The sequence below is a fragment of the Streptomyces sp. NPDC027189 genome, assembly GCF_055566975.1.
Genome location: NZ_JBVHRI010000009.1, coordinates 26,944 through 51,241, shown reverse-complemented (window position 1 = coordinate 51,241; position 24,298 = coordinate 26,944). Strand labels below are relative to the sequence as shown.

Annotated in this window: 20 protein-coding genes and 6 tRNA genes; 13 read left to right on the top strand and 13 right to left on the bottom strand. The window is 69.3% G+C overall.

Annotated features, from left to right (window positions below; all coding sequences use genetic code 11):
* Positions 1-80: 80 nt before the first annotated feature.
* The 3 genes from ACZ4RZ_RS22730 to purM all read left to right on the top strand — a co-directional run bounded on the left by ACZ4RZ_RS22730 (position 81) and on the right by purM (position 3,604).
* Entirely contained in the window at positions 81-875 is a 795-nt protein-coding gene (locus tag ACZ4RZ_RS22730) for an META domain-containing protein (protein WP_467747031.1), read from the top strand.
* Between the two features lie 61 nt (positions 876-936).
* Positions 937-2,463, top strand: coding sequence for an amidophosphoribosyltransferase (gene purF, locus ACZ4RZ_RS22725; RefSeq protein ID WP_467747029.1), 1,527 nt, complete (start codon positions 937-939; stop codon positions 2,461-2,463).
* 43 nt (positions 2,464-2,506) lie between these two features.
* On the top strand, positions 2,507-3,604 hold the full coding sequence (purM, locus tag ACZ4RZ_RS22720) for a phosphoribosylformylglycinamidine cyclo-ligase (protein ID WP_467747027.1): 1,098 nt from the start codon (positions 2,507-2,509) through the stop codon (positions 3,602-3,604).
* Positions 3,605-3,719: 115 nt separating this feature from the next.
* Here the strand turns inward: purM and ACZ4RZ_RS22715 are convergent, their stop codons facing one another.
* Together ACZ4RZ_RS22715 and ACZ4RZ_RS22710 are read right to left on the bottom strand one after the other, a co-directional pair.
* The gene (locus ACZ4RZ_RS22715; protein ID WP_005315345.1) at positions 3,720-3,974 is read right to left on the bottom strand and encodes a DUF3073 domain-containing protein; all 255 of its coding nucleotides are present in this window, start codon (positions 3,972-3,974) and stop codon (positions 3,720-3,722) included.
* Positions 3,975-4,254: 280 nt separating this feature from the next.
* On the bottom strand, positions 4,255-5,340 hold the full coding sequence (locus ACZ4RZ_RS22710) for a Leu/Phe/Val dehydrogenase (protein WP_467747025.1): 1,086 nt from the start codon (positions 5,338-5,340) through the stop codon (positions 4,255-4,257).
* A 222-nt stretch (positions 5,341-5,562) separates the two neighbouring features.
* On the opposite strand from ACZ4RZ_RS22710, the gene ACZ4RZ_RS22705 reads away from it, so the two are divergent.
* Together ACZ4RZ_RS22705 and bldC are read left to right on the top strand one after the other, a co-directional pair.
* On the top strand, positions 5,563-6,411 hold the full coding sequence (locus ACZ4RZ_RS22705) for a DUF8083 family protein (protein ID WP_467747023.1): 849 nt from the start codon (positions 5,563-5,565) through the stop codon (positions 6,409-6,411).
* Positions 6,412-6,997: 586 nt separating this feature from the next.
* The gene (gene bldC, locus ACZ4RZ_RS22700) at positions 6,998-7,204 is read left to right on the top strand and encodes a developmental transcriptional regulator BldC (RefSeq protein WP_003949541.1); all 207 of its coding nucleotides are present in this window, start codon (positions 6,998-7,000) and stop codon (positions 7,202-7,204) included.
* A gap of 468 nt (positions 7,205-7,672) precedes the next feature.
* Here the strand turns inward: bldC and ACZ4RZ_RS22695 are convergent, their stop codons facing one another.
* The 8 genes from ACZ4RZ_RS22695 to ACZ4RZ_RS22660 all read right to left on the bottom strand — a co-directional run bounded on the left by ACZ4RZ_RS22695 (position 7,673) and on the right by ACZ4RZ_RS22660 (position 14,872).
* The gene (locus ACZ4RZ_RS22695; RefSeq protein WP_467747021.1) at positions 7,673-7,864 is read right to left on the bottom strand and encodes a DUF6274 family protein; all 192 of its coding nucleotides are present in this window, start codon (positions 7,862-7,864) and stop codon (positions 7,673-7,675) included.
* Between the two features lie 282 nt (positions 7,865-8,146).
* A tRNA-Asp gene (locus ACZ4RZ_RS22690) sits at positions 8,147-8,221 on the bottom strand.
* Positions 8,222-8,316: 95 nt separating this feature from the next.
* On the bottom strand, positions 8,317-12,297 hold the full coding sequence (gene hrpA / locus ACZ4RZ_RS22685; RefSeq protein WP_467747019.1) for an ATP-dependent RNA helicase HrpA: 3,981 nt from the start codon (positions 12,295-12,297) through the stop codon (positions 8,317-8,319).
* Positions 12,298-12,381: 84 nt separating this feature from the next.
* Positions 12,382-12,747 carry a hypothetical protein gene (locus ACZ4RZ_RS22680; RefSeq protein ID WP_467747018.1) on the bottom strand — a complete coding sequence of 122 codons (366 nt, stop codon included), beginning with the start codon at positions 12,745-12,747 and terminating at the stop codon, positions 12,382-12,384.
* A 166-nt stretch (positions 12,748-12,913) separates the two neighbouring features.
* Positions 12,914-12,987: transfer RNA gene (locus tag ACZ4RZ_RS22675), tRNA-Phe, on the bottom strand.
* A 24-nt stretch (positions 12,988-13,011) separates the two neighbouring features.
* Positions 13,012-13,086 (bottom strand) — tRNA-Asp (locus ACZ4RZ_RS22670).
* A 49-nt stretch (positions 13,087-13,135) separates the two neighbouring features.
* A tRNA-Glu gene (locus ACZ4RZ_RS22665) sits at positions 13,136-13,208 on the bottom strand.
* Between the two features lie 80 nt (positions 13,209-13,288).
* Positions 13,289-14,872, bottom strand: coding sequence for a metallophosphoesterase family protein (locus ACZ4RZ_RS22660; protein ID WP_467747016.1), 1,584 nt, complete (start codon positions 14,870-14,872; stop codon positions 13,289-13,291).
* A gap of 238 nt (positions 14,873-15,110) precedes the next feature.
* Here ACZ4RZ_RS22660 and ACZ4RZ_RS22655 point away from each other — a divergent pair, with 238 nt between their 5' ends.
* The 5 genes from ACZ4RZ_RS22655 to ACZ4RZ_RS22635 all read left to right on the top strand — a co-directional run bounded on the left by ACZ4RZ_RS22655 (position 15,111) and on the right by ACZ4RZ_RS22635 (position 20,538).
* Complete coding sequence (locus ACZ4RZ_RS22655) at positions 15,111-15,461, top strand: metallopeptidase family protein (protein WP_369234815.1); 351 nt, start codon at positions 15,111-15,113, stop codon at positions 15,459-15,461.
* Positions 15,462-15,565: 104 nt separating this feature from the next.
* Entirely contained in the window at positions 15,566-16,072 is a 507-nt protein-coding gene (locus ACZ4RZ_RS22650) for a hypothetical protein (RefSeq protein WP_467747015.1), read from the top strand.
* 350 nt (positions 16,073-16,422) lie between these two features.
* Entirely contained in the window at positions 16,423-18,612 is a 2,190-nt protein-coding gene (locus ACZ4RZ_RS22645; protein WP_467747014.1) for a DEAD/DEAH box helicase, read from the top strand.
* A 208-nt stretch (positions 18,613-18,820) separates the two neighbouring features.
* Positions 18,821-20,356: an amino acid permease gene (locus tag ACZ4RZ_RS22640; RefSeq protein ID WP_467747013.1), complete on the top strand. Its 1,536-nt coding sequence runs from the start codon at positions 18,821-18,823 to the stop codon at positions 20,354-20,356.
* A gap of 109 nt (positions 20,357-20,465) precedes the next feature.
* Positions 20,466-20,538, top strand: a tRNA-Lys gene (locus ACZ4RZ_RS22635).
* 53 nt (positions 20,539-20,591) lie between these two features.
* On the opposite strand, the gene ACZ4RZ_RS22630 is transcribed toward ACZ4RZ_RS22635, so the two are convergent.
* Positions 20,592-21,146 carry a DUF6817 domain-containing protein gene (locus ACZ4RZ_RS22630; protein ID WP_467747012.1) on the bottom strand — a complete coding sequence of 185 codons (555 nt, stop codon included), beginning with the start codon at positions 21,144-21,146 and terminating at the stop codon, positions 20,592-20,594.
* Between the two features lie 92 nt (positions 21,147-21,238).
* Between ACZ4RZ_RS22630 and ACZ4RZ_RS22625 the strand changes: the two genes are divergently transcribed.
* On the top strand, positions 21,239-21,583 hold the full coding sequence (locus tag ACZ4RZ_RS22625; RefSeq protein ID WP_467747011.1) for a hypothetical protein: 345 nt from the start codon (positions 21,239-21,241) through the stop codon (positions 21,581-21,583).
* On the opposite strand, the gene ACZ4RZ_RS22620 is transcribed toward ACZ4RZ_RS22625, so the two are convergent.
* Positions 21,570-22,196, bottom strand: a complete 627-nt coding sequence (locus ACZ4RZ_RS22620; RefSeq protein ID WP_467747010.1) for a GTP cyclohydrolase II — start codon at positions 22,194-22,196, stop codon at positions 21,570-21,572. The genes ACZ4RZ_RS22625 and ACZ4RZ_RS22620 overlap by 14 nt on opposite strands.
* 127 nt (positions 22,197-22,323) lie before the next feature.
* The gene (locus ACZ4RZ_RS22615; RefSeq protein WP_467747008.1) at positions 22,324-22,833 is read right to left on the bottom strand and encodes a MarR family winged helix-turn-helix transcriptional regulator; all 510 of its coding nucleotides are present in this window, start codon (positions 22,831-22,833) and stop codon (positions 22,324-22,326) included.
* Positions 22,834-22,973: 140 nt separating this feature from the next.
* Between ACZ4RZ_RS22615 and ACZ4RZ_RS22610 the strand changes: the two genes are divergently transcribed.
* Both ACZ4RZ_RS22610 and ACZ4RZ_RS22605 read left to right on the top strand, forming a co-directional pair.
* A complete protein-coding gene (locus ACZ4RZ_RS22610; protein WP_467747006.1) occupies positions 22,974-24,119 on the top strand; it encodes a dihydrofolate reductase family protein in 1,146 nt (381 codons plus the stop codon).
* Between the two features lie 93 nt (positions 24,120-24,212).
* Positions 24,213-24,286 (top strand) — tRNA-Met (locus ACZ4RZ_RS22605).
* The last annotated feature ends 12 nt before the right edge of the window (positions 24,287-24,298 follow it).

Genomic DNA, 24,298 nt, shown 5'->3' with positions numbered 1-24,298 from the left:
AGGCCGGTACGGGACGGGTAGGGGCGGACGGGGCGAGAAAACCCGGGAACCGACCACCCCACCCCTCCCGTCACATCGGCATGGACAAGCAGCGACTGACGCTCACCGCACTGACCCTGCTTCCGCTCGCGGTGGCCTGTGGCACCCAGCCGGGCGGCGGCAGCAGCTCCGTGGGGGCGGGTTCGTCACCCGTCACCGGAGTCCACTGGACCGTCGAGGGCCTCACGGTGGACGGCAGGACCAGGCAGGCACCCGAGAGCGCGTATCTGCGGATCGGCGAGGACGGCCGGGTCAGCGGCAACGCCGGCTGCAACAGCTTCGGCTCGACCGCCACCCTCAAGGGCGACCGTGTCGACCTCGGGGAGATCCAGATGACCGACATGGGCTGCCCGAAGGCCCCGATGGCCTTCGAGGAGAGCCTGAGCCGCACCTTCGCGAGCGGCACGTTCACCAGCAAGATCAAGGGCGACGAGTTGACGCTCACCACGGACGACGGCGACCGCGTCAACCTCACCAAGGAGCAGGATGCCCCCCTTTACGGCACCAAGTGGAACGTCACGGCTCTCGGCGACGCCGACGTGGCCCACTCCCTTCCCGCCGGAGCCAAGGCATACCTCGTCCTCGACAAGAAGCAGGGCACTGTCAGCGGCAGCCTCGGCTGCAACCACGTGTCCGCAAAGGCCACCGTCCGCGACGGACACATCACCCTCGGCGCTGCCAAGACCACCCGCATGATGTGCGACGGCTCACTCATGGACACCGAGAAGACCCTGCTCGGCCTCTTCGACGGCACGGTCGGATACAAGTTGGATCACCGCACCCTCACGCTGACCAGCGCAAACGGCACCGTCGTCAACGCTGTGGCCGGCGAGTGATCCATTAAGGCTCCGTATCCCCAATTCGGACCAGTGGTCGATCTCGCCTACACTCGATGGCGTGCCACGTGGTGACGGTCGACTCAATCATGATCTGCTCCCCGGTGAGAAAGGCCCCCAGGACGCTTGCGGCGTCTTCGGTGTCTGGGCTCCGGGCGAAGAGGTCGCCAAGCTCACTTACTTCGGGCTTTACGCCCTCCAGCATCGGGGTCAGGAATCCGCGGGAATCGCGGTCAGCAACGGCTCCCAGATCCTCGTCTTCAAGGACATGGGCCTCGTGTCCCAGGTCTTCGACGAGACCTCTCTCGGTTCGCTCCAGGGTCATATCGCGGTCGGTCACGCCCGCTACTCGACCACCGGTGCCTCCGTGTGGGAGAACGCCCAGCCGACTTTCCGCGCCACCGCGCACGGTTCCATCGCGCTCGGCCACAACGGCAACCTCGTCAACACGGCGCAGCTCGCCGAGATGGTCGCCGACCTGCCCAAGCAGGACGGCCGCACCACACGCGTGGCGGCCACCAACGACACCGACCTGCTCACCGCGCTCCTCGCGGCCCAGGTCGACGACGACGGCAAGCCGCTGACCATCGAGGAGGCCGCTCACACGGTCCTCCCGCAGGTCAAGGGCGCCTTCTCCCTCGTCTTCATGGACGAGCACACCCTCTATGCGGCCCGCGACCCGCAGGGCATCCGCCCGCTGGTCCTCGGCCGCCTGGAGCGCGGCTGGGTCGTCGCCTCCGAGTCCGCCGCCCTCGACATCTGCGGCGCCGCCTACGTCCGTGAGATCGAGCCGGGCGAGTTCGTCGCCATCGACGAGAACGGCCTCCGTACGTCGCGATTCGCGGAAGCGAAGCCCAAGGGCTGTGTCTTCGAGTACGTCTATCTGGCCCGCCCCGACACGGACATCGCCGGCCGGAACGTGTACCTCTCGCGCGTCGAGATGGGCCGCAGGCTCGCCAAGGAAGCCCCTGTGGAGGCCGATCTGGTGATAGCGACCCCGGAGTCCGGGACGCCCGCCGCGATCGGTTACGCGGAAGCCTCCGGCATTCCCTTCGGCGCGGGTCTGGTCAAGAACGCCTACGTCGGCCGGACCTTCATCCAGCCCTCGCAGACGATCCGCCAGCTCGGCATCCGCCTGAAGCTGAACCCGCTCAAGGAAGTCATCAAGGGCAAGCGCCTGGTCGTCGTCGACGACTCGATCGTGCGCGGGAACACCCAGCGCGCGCTGGTGCGCATGCTGCGGGAAGCGGGCGCGGCCGAGGTCCACATCCGGATCTCCTCGCCCCCCGTGAAGTGGCCCTGCTTCTTCGGCATCGACTTCGCGACCCGCGCCGAGCTGATCGCCAACGGCATGAGCATCGAGGAGATCGGCACCTCGCTGGGCGCCGACTCCCTGTCCTACATCTCCATCGACGGCATGATCGAGGCCACGACCATCGACAAGCCGAACCTGTGCCGCGCCTGCTTCGACGGCGAGTACCCGATGGAGCTCCCGGACCCCGAGCTGCTCGGCAAGCAGCTCCTGGAGACCGAGCTGGCCGCGGGTCCCGCAGCCACGGCCGCGGCTGACGCCATCCGTCGCCCGTAAGCGCCGCAGAGCCCCGTTTCACCAACCCGAAAGATCCCAGGCAATGTCTGCTGTATCTGATCAGTCGACTGCGTCGACGGGCAGCACCGGTGCTTCCTACGCGGCTGCCGGCGTCGACATCGAAGCGGGCGACCGCGCCGTAGAGCTCATGAAGGAGTGGGTGAAGAAGACGCAGCGCCCCGAGGTCCTCGGCGGCCTCGGCGGCTTCGCCGGCCTCTTCGACGCCTCCGCCCTCAAGCGCTACGAGCGCCCGCTGCTCGCCTCCGCGACCGACGGCGTGGGCACCAAGGTCGACCTCGCCCGGCAGCTCGGCGTGTACGACACCATCGGCCACGACCTGGTCGCGATGGTCATGGACGACATCGTGGTGTGCGGCGCCGAGCCGCTCTTCATGACCGACTACATCTGCGTCGGCAAGGTCCACCCGGAGCGCGTCGCGGCCATCGTGAAGGGCATCGCCGAGGGGTGCGTGCTCGCGGGGTGCGCCCTGGTGGGCGGCGAGACGGCGGAGCACCCGGGTCTGCTCGGTCCGGACGACTTCGATGTCGCGGGTGCGGGCACCGGTGTGGTCGAGGCCGACCAGCTGCTCGGCCCGGATCGTATCCGTAAGGGTGACGCGGTGATCGCCATGGCGGCCTCCGGTCTTCACTCGAATGGGTACTCGCTTGTCCGGCACGTCCTGTTCGACCGGGCGAACCTGCGCCTGGACCAGCACGTCGAGGAGTTCGGCCGCACGCTCGGCGAGGAGCTCCTGGAGCCCACCAAGATCTACTCGCTGGACTGCCTGGCGCTGACCCGGACCACCGAGGTGCACGCCTTCAGCCACATCACCGGTGGTGGGCTCGCGGCCAACCTGGCCCGCGTCATCCCGGACGAGCTGCACGCCATCGTCGACCGCGAGACCTGGACCCCGGCCCCGGTCTTCGACCTCGTCGGCAGGACCGGCGACGTGGAGCGCCTGGAGCTGGAGAAGACGCTGAACATGGGCGTCGGCATGATCGCGATCCTCCCCGAGGAGTCCGCGGACGTGGCACTTGCCACCCTCGCGGACCGCGGGGTGGACGCCTGGATCGCCGGTGAGATCACCGAGCGCGGCGCGCACCAGACGGGCGCGGCGCTCATCGGGGACTACGCCGGCTAGTCAGTGAGCCCGTCCGGGGGCGGTACCCCGGACGGCAGCTGACGGCACCTGACAGCAGCGCAAAACCCGGTCCGGCGCGTATCCGCCCCGGACCGGGTGAAGCATTGCTGGACAGTCAAGCGCCGCGACGCTGCTGTGACGACGGACCGGACTCGTCGTCCTCGTCCTCGTCGTCGTTGTACAGATCCGCGTACTGGGCGTACGGGTCGTCTTCCTCGTCGTCGTCCTCGAACGGCTCGCCATTCGGCGGCTGGCTCGAAGTCGAAGCGCCCAGCTCGTTGGCCAGACGCGACAGGTCAGTCCCGCCGCTGTTGTACTTCAGCTGGCGGGCGACCTTCGTCTGCTTGGCCTTGGCCCGGCCGCGCCCCATGGCTCGACCCCCTCGGTGACGGGGCTCGACGGCCCCAGAGTCTTGACACGCGTTCATGATCTGGAACGGGCTCTCCGTGGAGAGACCGGTCCGTAGGGCTTCCACGGTACCTGAGCCCACGCCCATACGGTACGTCGCCCGCAGGACGCGCGTGTGCGCAGAACCCGCGAGGAGCCCCGTCCTCGCTGGTCAACCGCGATTTTAACCTCTTCTTGGCGGACGACCCGCCGACGGACGTGAGAGTTCTCTCTAACTACCGCCGGCGGGTACCCGTCACGCGTCAGCGGCGACGGGCCTCCGCCATCCGCTGCTCGGCGATCCGGTCGGCCGCGGCGGCCGGCGGAATGCCGTCTTCCTTTGCGCGTGCGAATATGGCCAGCGTGGTGTCGAAGATCTTCGCGGCCTTCGCCTTGCACCGCTCGAAGTCGAAGCCGTGCAGCTCGTCGGCGACCTGGATGACACCGCCCGCGTTCACGACGTAGTCGGGGGCGTACAGGATCCCGCGGTCCGAGAGGTCCTTCTCGACGCCCGGGTGCGCCAGCTGGTTGTTGGCGGCGCCGCACACGATCTTCGCGGTGAGGACGGGCACGGAGTCGTCGTTCAGCGCCCCGCCGAGTGCGCAGGGGGCGTAGATGTCGAGGCCCTCGGTGCGGATGAGTGCCTCGGTGTCCGCGACGGCCGTGACACCGGCCGGGTGCCTGTCGAGGATCCGGCGCACCGACTCCTCGCGTACGTCCGTGATCACGACCTCGGCGCCGTCCTCCAGCAGGTGCTGCACCAGGTGGTGGCCCACCTTGCCGACGCCCGCGATGCCGACCTTGCGGCCGCGCAGCGTCGGGTCGCCCCACAGGTGCTGGGCGGAGGCCCGCATGCCCTGGAAGACACCGAAGGCGGTGAGGACGGAGGAGTCCCCGGCGCCGCCGTTCTCGGGCGAGCGGCCCGTGGTCCAGCGGCACTCGCGCGCCACGACGTCCATGTCGGCCACGTACGTACCGACGTCGCACGCGGTGACGTACCGGCCACCGAGTGAGGCCACGAAGCGGCCGTACGCGAGGAGCAGCGCCTCGGACTTGATCTGCTCCGGGTCGCCGATGATCACGGCCTTGCCGCCGCCGTGGTCGAGACCGGCCATGGCGTTCTTGTATGACATGCCGCGCGAGAGGTTCAGGGCGTCGGCGACGGCCTCCTCCTCGCTCTTGTACGGGTAGAAGCGCGTACCGCCGAGGGCGGGGCCCAGCGCGGTGGAGTGAATGGCGATGACGGCCTTGAGGCCGCTGGCGCGGTCCTGGCAGAGCACGACTTGCTCATGACCCCCCTGGTCCGAGTGGAACAGGGTGTGCAGGACGCCGTCGGTTACGTCGGTCACTGTGGTGACTCCCAGGTAATAAGCGGCGGTTGGGGGCGGGGCCCGTGCGGATGGCGGGCTCCGTGGGCATGAGACTAGAGCCTGCGCCCACCCGCCTTCGGTGCAGTGTTCAGGATCACCTACCGGCGGAGTACAGCCGTGGTTCGATTTGCATAGATTTCTCGTGAGGTTGTGAGCGGTTTCCGCTGGTTTTCCTGGCGGCCAACGGGGGAGGGAGCAGGCGTGCCCAAGGTGTCCTCGGTGATCGTCCCGTACGCGTCGTATCTGCGCGTGTATGAGCCGCTGGCCGCCTTCCCGGAGCCGGAGCGCGGCCACTGGGCGCGCTATGCCCGCCGTGCGGAGCGCCCCTCGTACCAGGACGAACTGCGCCGCTCCCTGGCCGACTTGCTGCCCACCCCGCCGATCCCGGTGCCGGTGCACGAGAGCGGCGACGCCTTCGTGGTGGAGGTCGACGGGGTGCTCTGTGTCTGCCCCTGGCGCACGCGGCTGCGCGGCTGGCAGGCCCTGGGCGAGCTGGCCGAGGAGCTGCCGGCGCCCGTCCTCGACGCGGTGCTGCCGCCGTTGGTACGCCGTCAGGCCTCCCTGGACTACGAGCGCTGGATGGCCCGCAACCCCGACGCCCGCCCGTGGATCCGCACCTCGACCTGGCAGGTCCCGCTGAACTGGTTCGTGCTCGTCAACGACGAGGAGCGGGAGTACGAGAAGGGGGCGGGGCCCGGTGGCGCCGAGCCGGTGCTGCGCTACCGGACGCCGATGGTGCAGGCCCGGCGGCGCACGGCGCGGGCCCTGAAGACGCTGAGGGACGCCCTCGACGAGGGGCCGCTCATCGACGGCCTGGTGGACGTGGGGCGCTGGCTGGAGGAGTTCCATCCGCGCTCGCTGGTCGAGCTGGACTACGGCGGGCTCGTGCACGTCCTGCCGGCCGGGCAGCTCGAGGGCGACCATTCGGCCGCGGACGTCGCCGAGGGCATCGAGGCGCTGCGCGGCGGAGACGGGGCCGCGGCGGGCGAGGCGTACGGGCGGCTCGTGGAGCGGTGGCGTTCGGTCAGGGACCGGCGCTCGGCGAACTGAGGTCAGCCCTGGGGTGAACCCTTGGGGCGAGACCCCTGGGGTGCGTGGGGCGTGTGATCTGGTTCTCACCCATTCGCCTCGAACTCGCGTATGGTCCTCACACACTGAAGAACCCTCATCCGGGACGTAGGTCCTGATCCGGGCTTTCGTCCCAAGCGGTGTCAAGGTGGTGTCAAGCGTGATGGACGGCACTTACCTGGCTCTTGCAACGCTTACCCCCCCTCGTGTCAAAATAGGACAAGGAGCCCGGGGGAAGGCTCCATCCATCCACGTATGGGTGGAATCTCAGCATTGCACGCTATGGGGGGTCTGATGACTCCTGATCGCCCTGTGACTGATCGTCACAGTGGCGTGACTGTCCGCTATGGCATGGTCCATCGGCTTCCGTCGCTGATGAACACCTGGGAGGGCAATTCCATCGGTTTGGCCGACGCGGCTGGACGGATGGTGTAGTTGTAGTGCCGAGGACAAGCCGTTCGTCCTATAACCGACTCGACTCGCGTCCACCATTTCGGGCAACGCGGGTCAAGGTGCAGAATTTAGAGGAAAGAACCGAGAAGGTTCGGTTCTCCCGAGGAGGCCGCTCATGACCGCTCGCACCCCTGATGCCGAGCCGCTGCTGACCCCGGCTGAGGTCGCCACGATGTTCCGCGTCGACCCCAAGACGGTCACGCGGTGGGCGAAGGCCGGCAAGCTTACGTCCATCCGCACGCTCGGCGGGCACCGCCGCTACCGCGAGGCTGAGGTCCGCGCACTGCTCGCGGGTATCCCGCAGCAGCGCAGCGAGGCCTGAACAACTGCATAACCGGGCAATTCGGTAGGTCCCCCAACCCGCCGAGGCGTCCGAACCACAGCTCCAAGCGACGCGGGTCCTGCCCCAACAGAACCCACGCCCAAGCTTCTTTGGTACGTGACAAGGGTGCGTCGTCGATCGCGCTGGACTCCGCCGGGTCCAGCGCGATCTTTTTTGTGCCCTGTTCGCGCCTGGGCGGCCGGCCTGCGAGCGGCCTTGTCGGAGTCTGGGGAGGGCTGTCGGATCTCCTGTGGGCGCCCCCAGGTGGGGGTGCAATTGCACATATTAAATTGACCAGTTGTAGGCGGGGTGTAAGTTCCGCGGTTCTGAAAACTTATGCGGTGACACCCGTCACATGTCACAGTCCTTGATGGCTACGAGGCTTCTGCGCTAGGGGAGTTGAGGCCGCGCCCAGGTGGACATACGTCCGGACTCCCACCGCCCGCTGAGCGGGTCCGCCGCCTCTGGTCATGCCTTGGAGGGACTTTCGTCCTCGGCGGCGCTCTCGCGGTCCTCCTCGCCCCATGGGGCGGGCTCCATGGCCAGTCTCAGGAGCTGGTGGCAGATGGGGCAGTGCCGCGTCAGGTGGCGGTACCCGGAGGCGGCCGACAGGTGGGCGCGGAGCAGAGCTCGCGTCTCGTGCCTAGCGGACGCCGCCATACGCACCTCCGAGGGGTCGATGGGCCCTGGTTTCTGGGTACCGGCGGAATGTGACGCCGTCAAGGCGGCGGGGGGCTGGGGGTGGGTTGGATTCGCCCCGCCGCAGCGCCCCTGAAGGGACGCGGGGAACCGTGCGATCTTTTGGCGGGGGTCTGGGGGTGCAGCCCCCAGGTACGGGACGGGCAGGGGCGGAGGGGGGAAGAAAACGCCCCTGCGTCGGCCCCGACGGCGCACACGACAAGGGCCCCGCATCCGAGTCGGATGCGGGGCCCTTGTTCACTGCGGTCCTGACGGGATTTGAACCCGCGGCCTCCACCTTGACAGGGTGGCGAGCACTCCAAACTGCTCCACAGGACCAGGTTTCGCAGCAACTCATTCTTGCGTTGTGCTGCGAGAAGAGACTGTACAGGAGGGTGACCCCGGGGTCGAACTCACCCAACGTACAGGAGCGGTTACGAGATGGCGGCGTCGATCGCCTTCACGATGCGCTTGTCCGAGACGGGGTAGGCCGTACCGAGCGCGTGCGCGAAATAGCTGACCCGGAGCTCCTCGATCATCCAGCGGATGTCCAGGACCGACGAGGGGATCGGCCGGCCCTGCGGCAGCTGCTCCAGGAGCCAGGCGTACTCGTCCTGCATCTCGTGGACCTTCTCCATGCGGGTGGTGTCCCGCTGGACGTTGGTCGGCATCTGCTGCAGCCGGCGGTCGGCGGCGACCAGGTAACGCATCAGGTCCGGAAGCCGGCGCAGCCCGGTCGCCGTGACGAAGCCGGGCTTCACGAGGGCGTCCAGCTGCGTCCGTACGTCCGTGAGGTTCCCCAGCAGCGTCGGGCTCTTGACGGCCTTCAGACGGCGCTCACAGGCCTGCCAGGCGGCAAGCACCTGCTGCACCTGGCCCACCGTACGGACCGTCGTGTCGACGATCTCGGCGCGCACCTTGTCGTACAGCTTCCGGTAGGACTCCTCGTCCCACGCGGGGCCCCCGAAGTCCCCGATCAGCTTGTCCGCCGCCGCCATCGCGCAGTCGTCGAAGAGGGCCTGGATCGAGCCGTGCGGATTGGCGGACAGGGCGAGCTTCTGGGGGTTGGTGAGCTTGTCCGAGGCGAACTTGCCCGGGTTCACCGGGATGTTGCGCAGGATCAGCCGCCGGGTGCCCTTCCACATGGCCTGCGCCTGCTCGGCCTCCGTGTCGAAGAGCCGTACGGAGACGGTGTCGCCGTCGTCGACCAGCGCCGGGTACGCCTTCACCGGCTGGCCGGCGCGACGGGTCTCGAAGACGCGCGTCAGCGAACCGATCGTCCAGTCCGTCAGCCCCGAACGTTCCAGGGACTCGCCGCCCGCGCGTTCCGCCGTCGCCGCCGCGGCCTGCGAGATCGCCTTGCGTGCCTTCGGCTTCAGCCGGAGCTTCAGCGCCTCCAGGTCCTTGTCCTCGGCGAGCTTGCGGCGCCGCTCGTCGACGATCCGGAAGGTGATCTTGAGGTGGTCGGGGACCCGGGACCAGTCGAAGTCGTCGGCCGTGAGGGGGACGCCGACCATACGCTTCAGCTCGCGCGCCATCGTCGTGGTCAGCGGCTCCTGAAGGGGCACGGCCCGCTCCAGGAACCGCTGCGCGAAGTTCGGGGCAGGGACGTAATTCCGGCGGATCGGCTTCGGCAGGGACCGGATGAGCTCGGTGACGACCTCTTCCCGCAGGCCCGGGATCTGCCAGTCGAAGCCCTCGTCCGTGACCTGGTTGAGCACCTGGAGCGGGACGTGGACGGTCACGCCGTCCGCGTCCGCGCCCGGCTCGAACTGGTAGGTCACGCGGAACTTGAGCCGGTCCTGGCGCCAGGAGTCGGGGTAGTCGTCCTTCGTGACCGCCCCGGCCTTCTCGTTGATGAGCATCGAGCGCTCGAAGTCGAGGAGCTCGGGCTCCTCGTGGCGCTTGTGCTTCCACCAGGAGTCGAAGTGCGCGCCGGACACGACGTGTTCGGGCACCCGCTGGTCGTAGAAGTCGAAGAGCGTCTCGTCGTCGACCAGGATGTCCCGGCGCCGCGCACGGTGCTCCAACTCCTCGACCTCGGTGAGGAGCTTGCGGTTGTCGGAGAAGAACTTGTGGTGCGTACGCCAGTCGCCCTCGACCAGCGCGTTGCGGATGAACAGCTCGCGGGAGGTCTCGGGATCGATCCGGCCGTAGTTGACCTTCCGCTGGGCGACGATCGGTACGCCGTACAGCGTGACCTTCTCGTACGCCATCACCGCGGCCTGGTCCTTCTCCCAGTGCGGTTCGCTGTACGTGCGCTTCAGCAGGTGCCCGGCCAGTGGCTCGACCCACTCGGGCTCGATCTTGGCGTTGACGCGGGCCCAGAGACGGGAGGTCTCGACGAGCTCGGCGGACATCACGAAGCGCGGGGGCTTCTTGAAGAGGGCGGAGCCCGGGAAGATCGCGAACTTCGCGTTCCGCGCGCCCAGGTACTCGTTCTTCGCAGTGCTTCTCCCGCCCTCCCCCCCGGCCTCCTTCACGTCCTTCATCCCGACGTGCGAGAGCAGGCCGGCGAGCAGGGAGACGTGGACGCTCTGGTCGGCCGCGGAAGTACCCGCCGACGGCTCCTCCAGATGCATGCCCATCTGCTTGGCGACCGTGCGGAGCTGGGAGTAGATGTCCTGCCATTCGCGAATGCGCAGGAAGTTCAGGTACTCCTGCTTGCACATGCGGCGGAACGCGGACGAGCCCCGCTCCTTCTGCTGCTCGCGGACGTACCGCCACAGGTTCAGGAAGGCGAGGAAGTCGGACGACTCGTCCTTGAAGCGGGCGTGCTGCTGGTCCGCCTGCGTCTGCTTGTCGGCCGGGCGCTCGCGCGGGTCCTGGATGGAGAGCGCGGCCGCGATCACCATGACCTCGCGTACACAGCCGTTCTTGTCGGCCTCCAGGACCATCCGGGCCAGCCGCGGGTCCACGGGCAGCTGGGCCAGCTTGCGGCCGGTCTCCGTGAGCCGCTTGCGCGGATCCTTCTCCGCCGGGTCCAACGCGCCCAGTTCCTGCAGGAGCTGAACGCCGTCGCGGATGTTGCGGTGGTCCGGCGGGTCGATGAACGGGAACTTGTCTATGTCGCCGAGGCCGGCCGCGGTCATCTGGAGGATGACGCTCGCCAGGTTCGTACGGAGGATCTCCGCGTCCGTGAACTCCGGGCGGGCGAGGAAGTCGTCCTCGGAGTACAGCCGGACGCAGATGCCGTCGGACGTACGGCCGCAGCGGCCCTTGCGCTGGTTGGCGCTGGCCTGCGAGACCGGCTCGATGGGCAGCCGCTGGACCTTGGTGCGGTGGCTGTAGCGGGAGATGCGGGCGGTGCCCGGGTCGATGACGTACTTGATGCCGGGGACGGTGAGCGAGGTCTCGGCGACGTTGGTCGCCAGAACGATCCTGCGTCCGGTGTGCGGCTGGAAGACGCGGTGCTGCTCGGCGTGCGAGAGGCGGGCGTAGAGGGGGAGGACCTCGGTGAAGCGATAGTTCTTCTTGGTCAGCGCGTCGGCGGTGTCGCGGATCTCCCGCTCGCCGGAGAGGAAGACGAGGATGTCTCCCTTCCCCTCGGCCTGGAGCTCCTCGACGGCGTCGCAGATCGCGGTGATCTGGTCGCGGTCGGCGTCGTCGCCGTCCTCCTCGAGGAGGGGGCGATAGCGGACCTCGACGGGGTACGTACGCCCGCTGACCTCGACGATCGGAGCGTCGCCGAAGTGGCGGGAGAAGCGCTCGGGGTCGATGGTCGCGGAGGTGATGACGACCTTGAGATCCGGGCGTTTGGGGAGGAGCTGGGCCAGGTAGCCCAGCAGGAAGTCGATGTTGAGGGACCGCTCGTGGGCCTCGTCGATGATGATCGTGTCGTACGCGCGCAGCTCGCGGTCCGTCTGGATCTCGGCGAGCAGGATGCCGTCGGTCATCAGCTTGACGAAGGTGCCGTCCTGGTTCACCTGGTCGGTGAAGCGGACCTTCCAGCCGACGGCTTCGCCGAGCGGGGTGTCCATCTCCTCGGCGACGCGCTCGGCAACGGTACGGGCGGCGATACGACGCGGCTGGGTGTGCCCGATCATGCCTCGGACGCCGCGTCCCAGCTCCAGACAGATCTTGGGGATCTGGGTGGTCTTACCGGACCCGGTCTCACCCGCGACGATGACGACCTGGTGATCGCGGATGGCCTCCGCGATCTCGTCCTTCCTCTGGCTGACCGGGAGCTGCTCGGGGTACGTGACGGCGGGTACGCGGCTACGGCGCTCGGCCATACGGATCTCGCCCTTGGCGACCTCCGCCTCGATCTCGGCGAGCACGGCGGAGCGGGCCTCGGGCTTGCGGATCTTGCGCGCGCCTTCGAGCCTGCGCCCGAGCCGGTGCGCGTCGCGCAGGGACAGCTCGGCCAGACGGGGGGCGAGATCGCCGAGGGCGAGGGCAGGATGCGTAGACATACGGCGTCCAGGATCTCACCTCGCCGAAATTCCTGGCGAACGCTTTTGCGCCCGGCGGCTCGGGCGCGGGCGTGCGGCCCTCGGTCAGGCCTGGTCGCGGGGTGATGTGTCGCGCTGCGACATGGCCTTCGCGGTGTTGGAAACGGCCTTGATCCCGAGATACGCGGTGGTCATCGTGCTGACAGCCGTGAAAGCGGCGCTGATGACGCCGAGGGCGACCGACTTGTCGCCGTTCAGCTGCCACACGGCGACCCCGGCGATCGCCGCGATCACGACATTGCTCAGTCCGACGGCTATCAGCCCGAAGAGCGCACGGTCCCGCTCCAGCTTCAGCTCGCCCGTGACCTTCGACTCACCCGTGGCCGGCGCCACGGCTCCCGAACGGGCTCCCGAACCGGCTCCCGCCCCGCCTTGCGATGCGGCGTCCGATCCGTCAGGGATCGTCGTCATGGTCCCCCCACCAATAGCTCTGCTTCGGCCAGGCCCGAAAGCTCTGCTTCGGCCAGGCCCGAACGTAGCGGCGTGCCGGGAACATGCCAAGTTGAGCCGGGGGAGGTGCCCACCGGGTTCCAGGCACGACGAAGGCCCCGTCCAAATGGACGGGGCCTTCGGGCTGTGGCTGGGGCCGGGGTCGAACCGGCGACCTATCGCTTTTCAGGCGATCGCTCGTACCAACTGAGCTACCCAGCCACGAGGTTTCATGTGAAACCTCAGCGGTCCTGACGGGATTTGAACCCGCGGCCTCCACCTTGACAGGGTGGCGAGCACTCCAAACTGCTCCACAGGACCAAGCTGTTGTGTGCGAACAAGCGAAACCAGTGTCGCACACCGTACTGCGTGCCCCCAACGGGATTCGAACCCGTGCTACCGCCTTGAAAGGGCGGCGTCCTAGGCCGCTAGACGATGAGGGCTATCGGCCCGCCTGGGCGCTTCTCAGCGCGTCGGGGACGTGAGAAGCATATGGGATGGCGGGAGGTATCGCCAAAACGGTTTACGGGGTGCTCCCGGAGGGGGTGGGGGACTGGGTCGCGGGCAGGCCGGCGCCCGGCTGGTTCTCCTTCGGCAGGTGGCGGCTGACCTCGGCGGTTGTCAGGCCCAGGCCACCCAGCTTGATCTCGTCCCAGGCCTGCAGACGGCGGGTGTCGCGGTCCATGTAGAGGATCGAGGCCTCGATGGGGTCCGGGTACGTGCCTTCCACGGCGCGCAGGCCGCTGCCGCCCGTCGAGCCTTCGATGCGCAGGCGGGTGCCGTACTTCATGACCTCCATCTCCTCGTGGTGGAGGTGGCCGGCCAGCACCATCGGCACCTCGCCGTCCGTCTCGCGCGCCGCCGACGGCTCGTGGGCGATGGCGACGTCCACGGGAGTGCCCGCCGCCCGCTGGTCGTGCAGCGCCGACGCCAGGCGGGCGCCCGCGAGCTCCTCCGCCGGGTTGCCGCCCGGTGTGACCGCGCGGTCGGGGGTGAACTGCGGGTCGCCGATGCCGGCGAAGCGCAGTCCCGCGACCGTGACCGCCCGGCCGTCGTCCAGGACGTGCACGTTCTTCATGCGCTCCAGGTAGCGCTGGGTGAGGAGGGAGTCGTGGTTGCCGCGGACCCAGACGTACGGGGTTCCGAGGTCCGCGATGGGGTCCAGGAAGCCGTTCTCGGCCGCGGTGCCGTGGTCCATCGTGTCGCCGGAGTCGACGATCACGTTGATGTCGTACTGCTCCACGAGCGAGGCGATGATCTTCCAGCTCGCCGGGTTGAGGTGGATGTCCGAGACATGCAGGACCCGGATCGTGGTCGGGTCGGGCTGGTACGTCGGGAGCGTGGACGTGACGTCGTAGAGCTTCGTCACGTTCGTCACCAGGCGCGCCAACTCCTTCTGGTAGACGTCGAATTCACTGACGATGCTGCGGGCGTTGCCGACCAGGGAGGGCGCCGAGGAGAGGAGCCCGGAGAATTTCGGCTCCAGGACCGAGTTCGGGTTCCAGGTGGCGAAGGCCGTCGCTCCGGACGCGGCCAGCAGGGTGAGAGCCAGGCCGCCCGCGGCGAGGGCGCGGCGCGGGCGGCGGTAGACCGCGAGCCCGAGTGCGGTGGCGCCGGAGACGACCGCGATGCAGGAGCGTACGGCCAGGTCGAGGGTGCCGTGTTCGACGTCTCGCGCGACCTCGTCCTGGAGGCCGGACAGCCGCTCGGGGTGATCGACCAGGGCCTCGGCGCGGACCGGGTCGAGCTGGTCCACATCCACGTCCAGACGCAACGGGGCCTCGTGGCTGCGCAGCTCCAGTGCGCCGAGCGGAGCAACGTTGATCTTCGTGCCGCCGGTGAGGGAGGGGCGCAGGGTCATGGTGGTGTTCATGGGGCCGACCGGGACGCGTACGTTCCCCACGATCAGCAGTCCCAGCCAGGCGCCGAGGAGGACCACGCAGAGCAGGCCGAGCGCACGGGGGTAGGGATGCGGCTGGGGGACGAGCTCGACCGCCGGGAGCGCGCGGCGGTCGCGGTAGCGGCGGATCAGGGCGCGGGTCGCCGTACGGGCGCGGCTTCGTATGCGGTGCGCGGCGGCGGTTACGGCAGCGGGGACGCGGGCCATTGGTCCCGTATGCCCAAGTGTGCGGGCGGGTATGCGGCGCGCGTCCCTACTGTCGGACGGGCGTAGTGACTCTCGTCCGCGGGTGCCGTGATTCTCGTACGGCGTCGCCATGAGCCTCGTACGTGGTCCCCGTGACTCCCTTACGGCGTCGTCACCCGTCTCGTACGCGGGCGTCGTGATTCGCGTACGGCGCTGTCGTCGACTCTCCTGCGGCGGCGTCGTGCCGGACAATGGGCGTGTGCTGGAGATGACGCGCGAGGAGTTCGAGGAACTGGTCGCCGAAGCCCTGGACCGGATTCCGCCGGAGCTGACGCGGCTGATGGACAACGTGGCGGTGTTCGTCGAGGACGAACCGCCCGCCGAGGATCCCGAGCTGCTCGGGCTGTACGAGGGGACTCCGCTGACGGACCGTGGGGAGTGGTACGCGGGGGTGCTGCCCGACCGGATCACGATCTACCGGGGGCCGACTCTGCGGATGTGCGACACGCGCGAGGACGTGGTCGCGGAGACCGAAGTGACCGTGGTTCATGAGATCGCCCATCACTTCGGGATCGATGACGCGCGGTTGCACGCGCTCGGGTACGGCTGACGTTCGCCCGTTCCGCTTGGTTGGCCTGTCGGGGCGCGTGTCTTCTTGTGGGCGGCGGGAGTTGGGCAGGGGGACTCCCGTTCCGCCCTCGGAGGTGGCTGCCCGTGCGCGCCTTGAACGTACCCGTCCGTCTGGCCGCCACGGTCATGGTCGTCGCCGCGGCCGCCGGTTGCATGAGCGTGGGTGCCGACGGGAAGCGGCCCGGCCCCTCGCACTCGGCGGGGCAGCGGGGTGGGGAGGCGCCCGACGGCGGGTCCGCGGTGAGCGGGGGCGGCGCCGGGTTCCGTGGGGGGAAGGACGCGAAGGGGTCCGCCTCCCCGAAGCCCGGTGAGTCCGCGTCCGGGGGCGCTTCTCCGTCGGAGTCGGCCTCCGGGGGCGCGAAGCCGTCCGCCAAGGCTCCGGACAAGGGTGGGAAGGGGCCGACGGAGGAGCCCGCGCCGCCGCAGGGGGAGCCGAGTCCCACGCGTACGACCGCGGAGCCGCCGCCTCCGCCCGCGTCGTCGCCGCCTGCGTCCGATCCTGCTACGGCCGAGCCGTCGTCCTCGGCGCACGAGCAGGCGACCCAGCTGATGGAGCGGGAGCCGGCGCCCGAGGCGGGGTCGCCGGTCTAGGGTTTTCGCCCCCGCCGCCCCTGCCCATACCCGTACCTGGGGGGCGCCGCCCCCAGACCCCCTGGGTTGTTTCTTGACCGCGGGCGCGTGGGGGCTGGTCGCGCAGTTCCCCGCGCCGCTTGCGGGGCGCTTCGGTCCTGACCTGCGGCGTTGGGGCTCAGTTTGCCTTCGGGGGTGGGGGGTGCGTATGGTGGTAGATCGTTTGATCCCATTTGCCCGGCGCCAACGCAGAGCGCGCCGCGTGTGGCGCGTACTCTCCCTTGCCGTGGCCGGACCGCATAGAGGCGGTCGATTGCGACTTCACGGAGTTTGGGCGCGTGCCGTAGAACTCCGGAAGGTTCGCATTTCGCATGTCTGTTTCCAGTACTGATCACGTCGTCGTGCCCGAGAACAACAACGAGGGCGACGAGGCCGTCGAGATCGTCGAGATCGTCGACACCGTCGAGTCCGCTCCCGAGGTCACCTTCGCGGACCTCGGTCTGCCCGAGGGCGTCGTCCGCAAGCTCGCGCAGAACGGCGTGACCACCCCCTTCCCGATCCAGGCCGCGACCATCCCGGACGCCCTGGCCGGCAAGGACATCCTCGGCCGCGGCCGCACCGGCTCCGGCAAGACGCTCTCCTTCGGTCTGCCGACCCTGGCGCAGCTCGCCGGCGGCCACACCGAGAAGAAGAAGCCGCGCGCCGTCATCCTCACCCCGACCCGTGAGCTCGCGATGCAGGTCGCGGACGCGCTGCAGCCGTACGGCGACGTCCTCGGCCTGAAGATGAAGGTCGTCTGCGGCGGTACGTCGATGGGCAACCAGATCTACGCCCTGGAGCGCGGCGTCGACATCCTCGTCGCCACCCCGGGCCGGCTGCGCGACGTCATCAACCGCGGCGCCTGCTCCCTCGAGAACGTCCAGGTCGCCGTCCTCGACGAGGCCGACCAGATGTCCGACCTGGGCTTCCTGCCCGAGGTCACCGAGCTGTTCGACCAGATCCCGGCCGGCGGCCAGCGCATGCTGTTCTCGGCCACCATGGAGAACGAGATCTCCACGCTGGTCAAGCGTTACCTGAGCAACCCCGTCACGCACGAGGTCGACGCCGCCCAGGGCGCCGTCACGACCATGTCGCACCACATCCTCATCGTGAAGCCCAAGGACAAGGCGCCGGTCACCGCCGCGATCGCCTCCCGCAAGGGCCGCACGATCATCTTCGTCCGCACCCAGCTGGGCGCCGACCGCATCGCCGAGCAGCTGCGCGACGCCGGTGTGAAGGCCGACGCGCTGCACGGCGGCATGACCCAGGGCGCGCGGACCCGGACGCTGGCGGACTTCAAGGACGGATACGTCAACGCGCTGGTCGCGACCGACGTCGCCGCCCGCGGTATCCACGTCGACGGCATCGACCTGGTGCTGAACGTGGACCCCGCCGGTGACCACAAGGACTACCTGCACCGCTCCGGGCGTACCGCGCGTGCCGGCCGCTCCGGCACCGTCGTCTCGCTGTCGCTGCCGCACCAGCGCCGGCAGATCTTCCGGCTGATGGAGGACGCGGGCGTCGACGCCTCGCGTCACATCATCAACTCCGGTACGGCCTTCGAGCCCGAGGTCGCCGAGATCACCGGCGCCCGTTCGATGACCGAGGTCCAGGCCGAGTCCGCCGGCAACGCCGCGCAGCAGGCCGAGCGCGAGGTCTCGCAGCTCACCAAGGAGCTGGAGCGCGCGCAGCGTCGTGCGGCCGAGCTGCGCGGGGAGGCCGACCGGCTGATCGCCCGTGCCGCGCGCGAGCGGGGCGAGGACCCGGAGGCCGCGGTCGCCGCCGCCGCCGAGGCCGTCGTCGAGCAGGCCGTGACCGAGGCTCCCGCCGAGGTGCCCGCCGTGTCCGAGCAGACCGCCGAGCGTCCCGCGTACGAGCAGCCGCGTCAGCGCCGCGACGAGCGGGGCAACTACGAGCGCCGCGACGACCGCCGGGACGACCGTGGTGGCCGTTCCTTCGAGCGTCGTGACGACAACCGTGGCGGCTTCAACCGCGACCGTCGTGACAACGACCGTGGCGGCTTCCGCCGTGACGACCGTCGCGATGACCGTGGTGGCCGTTCCTTCGAGCGTCGTGACGACAACCGTGGCGGCTTCAACCGCGACCGCCGGGACGACCGTGGTGGCCGTTCTTTCGAGCGTCGTGACGACAACCGTGGCGGCTTCAACCGTGACGACCGCGGTGGCTTCAACCGTGACGACCGTGGTGGCCGTTCCTTCGAGCGTCGCGACAACGACCGTGGCGGCTTCCGCCGTGACGAGCGTCGTGACAACGACCGTGGTGGGTTCCGTCGTGACAACGACCGTGGCGGGCGCTCCTTCGAGCGTCGCGACGACCGAGGCGGCCACCGTGGCAGCGACCGTCCCTTCAACCGCGACCGCCAGGACAACCGCCCGTCCACCGGCTTCCGCTCCGGCAGCCACGACCGCCCGTACGGCCGTCGTGACGACCACCGCGGCACCGGCACCGGCACCGGTTCCTTCCGCCGCGACGAGAAGCCGCGCTGGAAGCGCAACGGCTGACGCCGAGTGACGTAGTGAAGTGGCCCCCACCCGGGTTCGGGTGGGGGCCACTTTTCTGTGCACCCCCTGCTGCCGTGGCAGCGGTTCCCTTGGTCCGTCCGGTTCGTCAGGTCTTCGTACGGCGCGAGCGGACGGCAAAGCCACAAGGGCCTTTTTTGGCCACCCGCCCGGCGCATGTCATGCCCTCGACGAGGGAATCGCTGGGGGCATGACAGATGACGCCGTAGCGAGTGGGCTGTCGGACGAAGAACGGCTTGCCCAGCTCGGCTACACGCAGGTTCTCGCCCGCCGCATGTCGGCGTTCTCCAACTACGCGGTCTCCTTCACGATCATCTCGGTCCTGTCGGGCTGCCTGACGCTGTACCTGTTCGGCATGAACACCGGCGGTCCCGCCGTGATCACCTGGGGCTGGGTCGCGGTCGGACTGATGACGCTGTTCGTCGGGCTGTCCATGGCCGAGATCTGTTCGGCCTATCCCACCTCCGCCGGGTTGTACTTCTGGGCGCACCGGCTTGCCCCGTCCCGTACGGCCGCCGCCTGGGCCTGGTTCACGGGATGGTTCAACGTCCTCGGTCAGGTCGCGGTGACCGCGGGCATCGACTTCGGCGCCGCCTCGTTCCTCGGCGCCTATCTGAACCTCCAGTTCGACTTCGAGGTGACGCCGGGCCGCACGGTCCTCCTCTTCGCCGGGATCCTGGTCCTGCACGGCCTCCTGAACACGTTCGGCGTACGGATCGTCGCCCTGCTCAACAGCATCAGCGTGTGGTGGCACGTGGTGGGCGTCGCGGTCATCGTGGGCGCGCTCGCCTTCGTGCCGGACCACCACCAGTCGACGTCCTTCGTATTCACGAAGTTCGTCAACAACACGGGCTGGGGCAGCGGTGTGTACGTCGTCCTCATCGGCCTGCTGATGGCCCAGTACACCTTCACCGGATACGACGCCTCCGCCCACATGACGGAGGAGACCCACGACGCGTCCACGGCCGGCCCGAAGGGCATCGTGCGGTCCATCTGGACATCGTGGATAGCCGGATTCGTGCTGCTTCTCGGCTTCACCTTCGCCATCCAGTCGTACGACAAGGAGCTGGGCTCGGCGACCGGCGCGCCCCCGGCGCAGATCCTGCTCGACGCGCTGGGCGCCACGGCGGGCAAACTCCTGCTCCTGGTCGTGATCGGCGCGCAGCTCTTCTGCGGAATGGCGTCGGTCACGGCCAACAGCCGTATGATCTACGCCTTTTCGCGCGACGGCGCGCTGCCCTTCTCGCATGTGTGGCACACCGTCAGCCCGCGCACGCGGACACCGGTGGCGGCGGTGTGGCTGGCGGCGCTGGCAGCGCTGGTGCTCGGCCTCCCGTACCTGATCAACTACACGGCCTACGCGGCGGTGACCTCGATCGCGGTCATCGGGCTCTACGTCGCCTACGTCATCCCGACGCTGCTGCGGGTGCGCAAGGGCGACGCCTTCGAACGCGGGCCCTGGCACCTGGGCCGCTGGTCCCGGCTCGTGGGCGTCGTCGCGGTCGCCTGGGTGGGTGTGATCACCGTCCTGTTCATGCTGCCCCAGGTCTCGCCGGTCACCTGGGAGACCTTCAACTACGCCCCGATCGCCGTCCTCGTCGTCCTCGGCTTCGCGGCGATCTGGTGGCTGGCCTCGGCGCGCCACTGGTTCCTCAATCCCGACCACCAACGCACCATCGCCCGCGAGGAGGCCCGCAAGGGCACGCCCGAACCGGTCGATCCATGACCTTGCACGCTTTTGACGTGGCCGGGTCCCCGATACCCGATCGGAGTCCCGGCCACGTCCGGCTATGCTCGGGGATGCATCGGCACGGGATCGATACGGGCCGGTGCGTGGACCCTTAGCTCAATTGGCAGAGCAGTGGACTTTTAATCCATTGGTTGTGGGTTCGAGTCCCACAGGGTCTACCGCGCACAGCGCCCCGCCCGGCTTCGGTCGGGCGGGGCGCTGTTGTCGTTGTTCAGGCGGTGAGCAGGGTTTTCTCGCAGTCGCGCCAGGCCTGGTCGCTGAGGAGCGGGCGGAAGCCGGTGAAGAGGGTCAGCAGGTCGGGGCCCCACTGGGCTCGCCAGTCGGGGTTCTCGTCGACGAGGTCGAGTTCATTGGCGGCGGTGAGTTCGGCGAAGTCGCGGAGCTGCGGCGGGGCGGGGGCCCAGGTGCGGCCGGTGAAGCGGTCGCGGAAGGCCGGGGACGCGGACGCGAGGGTCGGATACGAGGCCGTCCGGTCGCAGCTCGCGTAGAAGTGGACCTGGGCCTCGGCCTCGGTGCCGATGACGGATCTCAGCTCGGCGCGGCGGTCGGTCGGGAGCAGGGCGGTGGCGAAGCCGTCGGTGCCGTAGAACGCGTGGCAGAGCCCGGCGAGTTGGAGCGCGCGCCGGGCCTCCCAGCGGGCCAGCCGGTCCCGCACCCGCACCAGGTGCGCCAGCAGTGTGCCCCCCGGATGGTCGATCCGCTCCGCACCGAGCTCGCGCAAGAGGGCGATGGCCTCCGACCCGGTCTGCGCCGCCGCGTCGTCCACGGGCCACTCCTCCTGACGGGACCTGTCGGCCCTCTCGGGAGATCCTCGACCGGGACAAGGGTTCCGTCAACGGAAGTCGTGGAGGCTGCGGAATGGCAGACGAAGTGCTCGATCTCGACGCGATCGGCGAACTGTGCGCCGCGGCCACGCCAGGGCCCTGGTTCGTCCGGCTCCTGGACGACGACCACGCCATGAACCTCGTCGCCGTCAGTACCGCCGAGGACACCGGGCGCGGTGAGCGGTGGCCCCGCTTCGACCACCGCGAGATGGTCGCCGCGACGCTGGTGCAGCACCCGCGTTACGTGGACTGCGCGGACGAGCGCTGGCACGAGAACGCGGCGTTCATCGCGATGGCGCGGGAGACGGTGCCCCGGCTCGTGGCGGAGGTTCGCAGGCTTCGGGGGCTGGTCGGAGAAGAAGGCGTCAGCCCGCCGTGAGTTCCGGCAGCGGGAGGGTGTGCTGGGTCTGGAGGACCTTCGCGCGGAGGTAGCGGACGTTGTGTGCGGTCGTGAAGACGCCCGTCGGGACGCGGTGGGAGACCGTGATGCCGAGGTCGCGGAGCTGGTCGGCCTTGTCGGGGTTGTTGGACAGCAGGTCCAGGGAGTCGATGCCGAGGGCCTGGAGCATCTGCGCGGCGGCCGTGTAGTCGCGGCCGTCCTCGGGCAGGCCCAGCGCGGCGTTCGCGGCGTAGGTGTCCAGGCCCTGGTCCTGGAGGGCGTAGGCGTCGAGCTTGTTGTAGAGGCCGATGCCGCGGCCCTCCTGCCGCAGGTACAGCAGCACCCCGCCCCGCTCCGCGATCTGTTCCACCGCCTCGCGCAGCTGCGGGCCGCAGTCGCAGCGGGCCGAGCCGAAGACGTCGCCGGTCAGGCACTCGGAGTGCAGTCGCACCAGCGGGTCGGCCCCGGGCTCGCCGAGGACGACGGCCAGGTGCTCCTTGTCGTCGGCGAGGCCGTGGAAGGTGACCAGCTCCGCGTCGACCGAGTAGCCGTCGCCGAAGCGCAGGGGGACCGTGACGCGGGTGCGCACGGTGGCGGTGGGGTAGTCGCGCATGTTGTCTCTCCGGTCCGGTCCAGCGGGTTCGCCAGGCAGTGCTTCAGATTTGAAGCATGCCCCTGGAGGGAGACAGTACATGTGCTTTAAAGTTCAAGCAATGGACTTTACCCGCCCCTCGCGTCCCTCACGATGTGGAGGAACGCCGCCGCCACGGCAGATCTTCCCCGCCGACCCCGGAACTTTCGCCCTGAATCGCCCGCGCGATGCTCCCGCAGATCTCCTCCAACTGCCCCACCTGCTCGGGCGTCAGATGGTCGAAGACCGCCGACCGTACCGTCTCCACATGCCCCGGCGCCGTCCGCTCCAGGAGGGTCATGCCCTCGTCCGTGAGGACCGCGACATGGCCTCGCTTGTCGGTGGGGCAGCCCTCGCGCCGTACCGCGCCGTCGTTCTCCAGCCGCGTCACCGCGTATGTCAGCCGGCTACGGGTGATCTTCAAAATCTCGGCGAGCTCGGTCATCCGCAGCTGCCGCTCCGGCGCCTCGGACAGCATGGCCAGGATGGAGTAGTAAAGGTGGGGCATGCCCGCCTCCGCCTGGAGCTGGCGGTCGATCGTGTCCTCCAGGAGCGAGGAGGCGGAGACGTACGAGCGCCAGGCGCGCTGTTCGGCGGGGGAGAGCCAGCGGGTCGTCATGTCGCCAGTGTAGGTATTGTTTAAAAGTTGAACCACAGGCTCTGAGTCAACCGTACGGGTCATCCTGAGTCCTTGAACCGTACGAGTCGTCGTGAGTCCGCGAACCGTACGAGCCACCGCGAGCCGGAGGGTGCGCCCCCATGCCCCACCCCTACGTCCTGTTGTCCGCCGCCGTCTCCCTCGACGGCTTCCTGGACGACACAGGCCCCGAGCGGCTGCTGCTCTCGGGCCCGGCCGACTTCGACCGGGTCGACGAGGAGCGGGCGTCCAGCGACGCGATCCTGGTCGGCGCGGGCACGATCCGCTCGGACAATCCCCGGCTCCTGGTCAACTCGGCCAGGCGGCGCGCGGCGCGGGTCGCCGCCGGCCGCCCCGAGTACCCGCTGAAGGTCACCGTCAGCGGGTCCGGCGACCTCGACCCGGCGGCCCAGTTCTGGCACACGGGCGGCGAGAAGATCGTCTATACGACGGACAAGGGCGCCGCGCGGGCGACCGACGCCCTGCGCGGACTCGACGACGGGCTCGGCGTCGACATCGTGTCGACCGGCCCCGAACTCGACTGGCGTGTGCTCCTGGAACACCTTCATGACGTACGGGGTGTGCGGCGCCTCATGGTCGAAGGGGGCGGACGGGTGCACACCCAGCTGATGCGGGAGGAGCTCGCGGACGAGCTGCAGCTCGCCGTCGCGCCGCTCTTCGTCGGGCAGCCGGACGCGCCGCGGCTGTTCGGGCCCGGGGCCTATCCCCCCGGGCGGATGCGGCTGATGGAGACACGGGCCGTCGGGGACGTCGTCCTCATCCGGTACGTCCCCACGGCGCCCGGCGTCGGTCGGCTCGCCGCCGCCGCGGACCGGCACTGGCTGACGCTCGCCTGCGAGCTGGCCGCGTTGTGCCCGCCCTCGGAGACCGCGTTCAGTGTGGGCGCGGTGGTGGTGGCCGCCGATGGGACCGAGCTGGCGCGCGGGTACTCCCGTGAGGGCGGCGACTCCGTGGTGCACGCCGAGGAGGCGGCGCTCGCCAAGATCGACCCCGCCGATCCGCGCCTCGGCTCGGCCACGGTGTACAGCAGCCTGGAGCCCTGCGCCCGGCGGGCCTCCCGGCCGGCCCCGTGTGCCCGGCTGATTCTCGACGCGGGGGTACGGCGGGTGGTCACCGCTTGGCGGGAGCCCGACACGTTCGTCGCCGGGGCCGACGGGAACGGGCTCCTCGTGGCCGAGGGCGCCGACGTGGTCGTACTCCCGGAGTACGAGGAGCGCGCCAAGGCGCCCAACCGGCACCTTTTGTGAATCCCGCCGACACCTGCCGCTGGGGTCCGCACGGGGGCCCGTTTAAACGTGTGTGCTTCGGGTCCCGCGGATGGCGTACACTGATGTCAACGACGCGGGGTGGAGCAGCTCGGTAGCTCGCTGGGCTCATAACCCAGAGGTCGCAGGTTCAAATCCTGTCCCCGCTACTGAAGGCCAAG

Coding starts and splice junctions, on each gene's coding strand:
- ACZ4RZ_RS22625 (WP_467747011.1), top strand. CDS start 21,239: ATGGCAGACGAAGTGCTCGATCTCGACGCGATCGGCGAACTGTGCGCC.
- purM (WP_467747027.1), top strand. CDS start 2,507: ATGTCTGCTGTATCTGATCAGTCGACTGCGTCGACGGGCAGCACCGGT.
- bldC (WP_003949541.1), top strand. CDS start 6,998: ATGACCGCTCGCACCCCTGATGCCGAGCCGCTGCTGACCCCGGCTGAG.
- ACZ4RZ_RS22660 (WP_467747016.1), bottom strand. CDS start 14,872: ATGGCCCGCGTCCCCGCTGCCGTAACCGCCGCCGCGCACCGCATACGA.
- ACZ4RZ_RS22645 (WP_467747014.1), top strand. CDS start 16,423: ATGTCTGTTTCCAGTACTGATCACGTCGTCGTGCCCGAGAACAACAAC.
- ACZ4RZ_RS22695 (WP_467747021.1), bottom strand. CDS start 7,864: ATGGCGGCGTCCGCTAGGCACGAGACGCGAGCTCTGCTCCGCGCCCAC.
- ACZ4RZ_RS22680 (WP_467747018.1), bottom strand. CDS start 12,747: ATGACGACGATCCCTGACGGATCGGACGCCGCATCGCAAGGCGGGGCG.
- hrpA (WP_467747019.1), bottom strand. CDS start 12,297: ATGTCTACGCATCCTGCCCTCGCCCTCGGCGATCTCGCCCCCCGTCTG.
- ACZ4RZ_RS22715 (WP_005315345.1), bottom strand. CDS start 3,974: ATGGGGCGCGGCCGGGCCAAGGCCAAGCAGACGAAGGTCGCCCGCCAG.
- ACZ4RZ_RS22730 (WP_467747031.1), top strand. CDS start 81: ATGGACAAGCAGCGACTGACGCTCACCGCACTGACCCTGCTTCCGCTC.
- ACZ4RZ_RS22610 (WP_467747006.1), top strand. CDS start 22,974: ATGCCCCACCCCTACGTCCTGTTGTCCGCCGCCGTCTCCCTCGACGGC.
- ACZ4RZ_RS22615 (WP_467747008.1), bottom strand. CDS start 22,833: ATGACGACCCGCTGGCTCTCCCCCGCCGAACAGCGCGCCTGGCGCTCG.
- ACZ4RZ_RS22640 (WP_467747013.1), top strand. CDS start 18,821: ATGACAGATGACGCCGTAGCGAGTGGGCTGTCGGACGAAGAACGGCTT.
- ACZ4RZ_RS22620 (WP_467747010.1), bottom strand. CDS start 22,196: ATGCGCGACTACCCCACCGCCACCGTGCGCACCCGCGTCACGGTCCCC.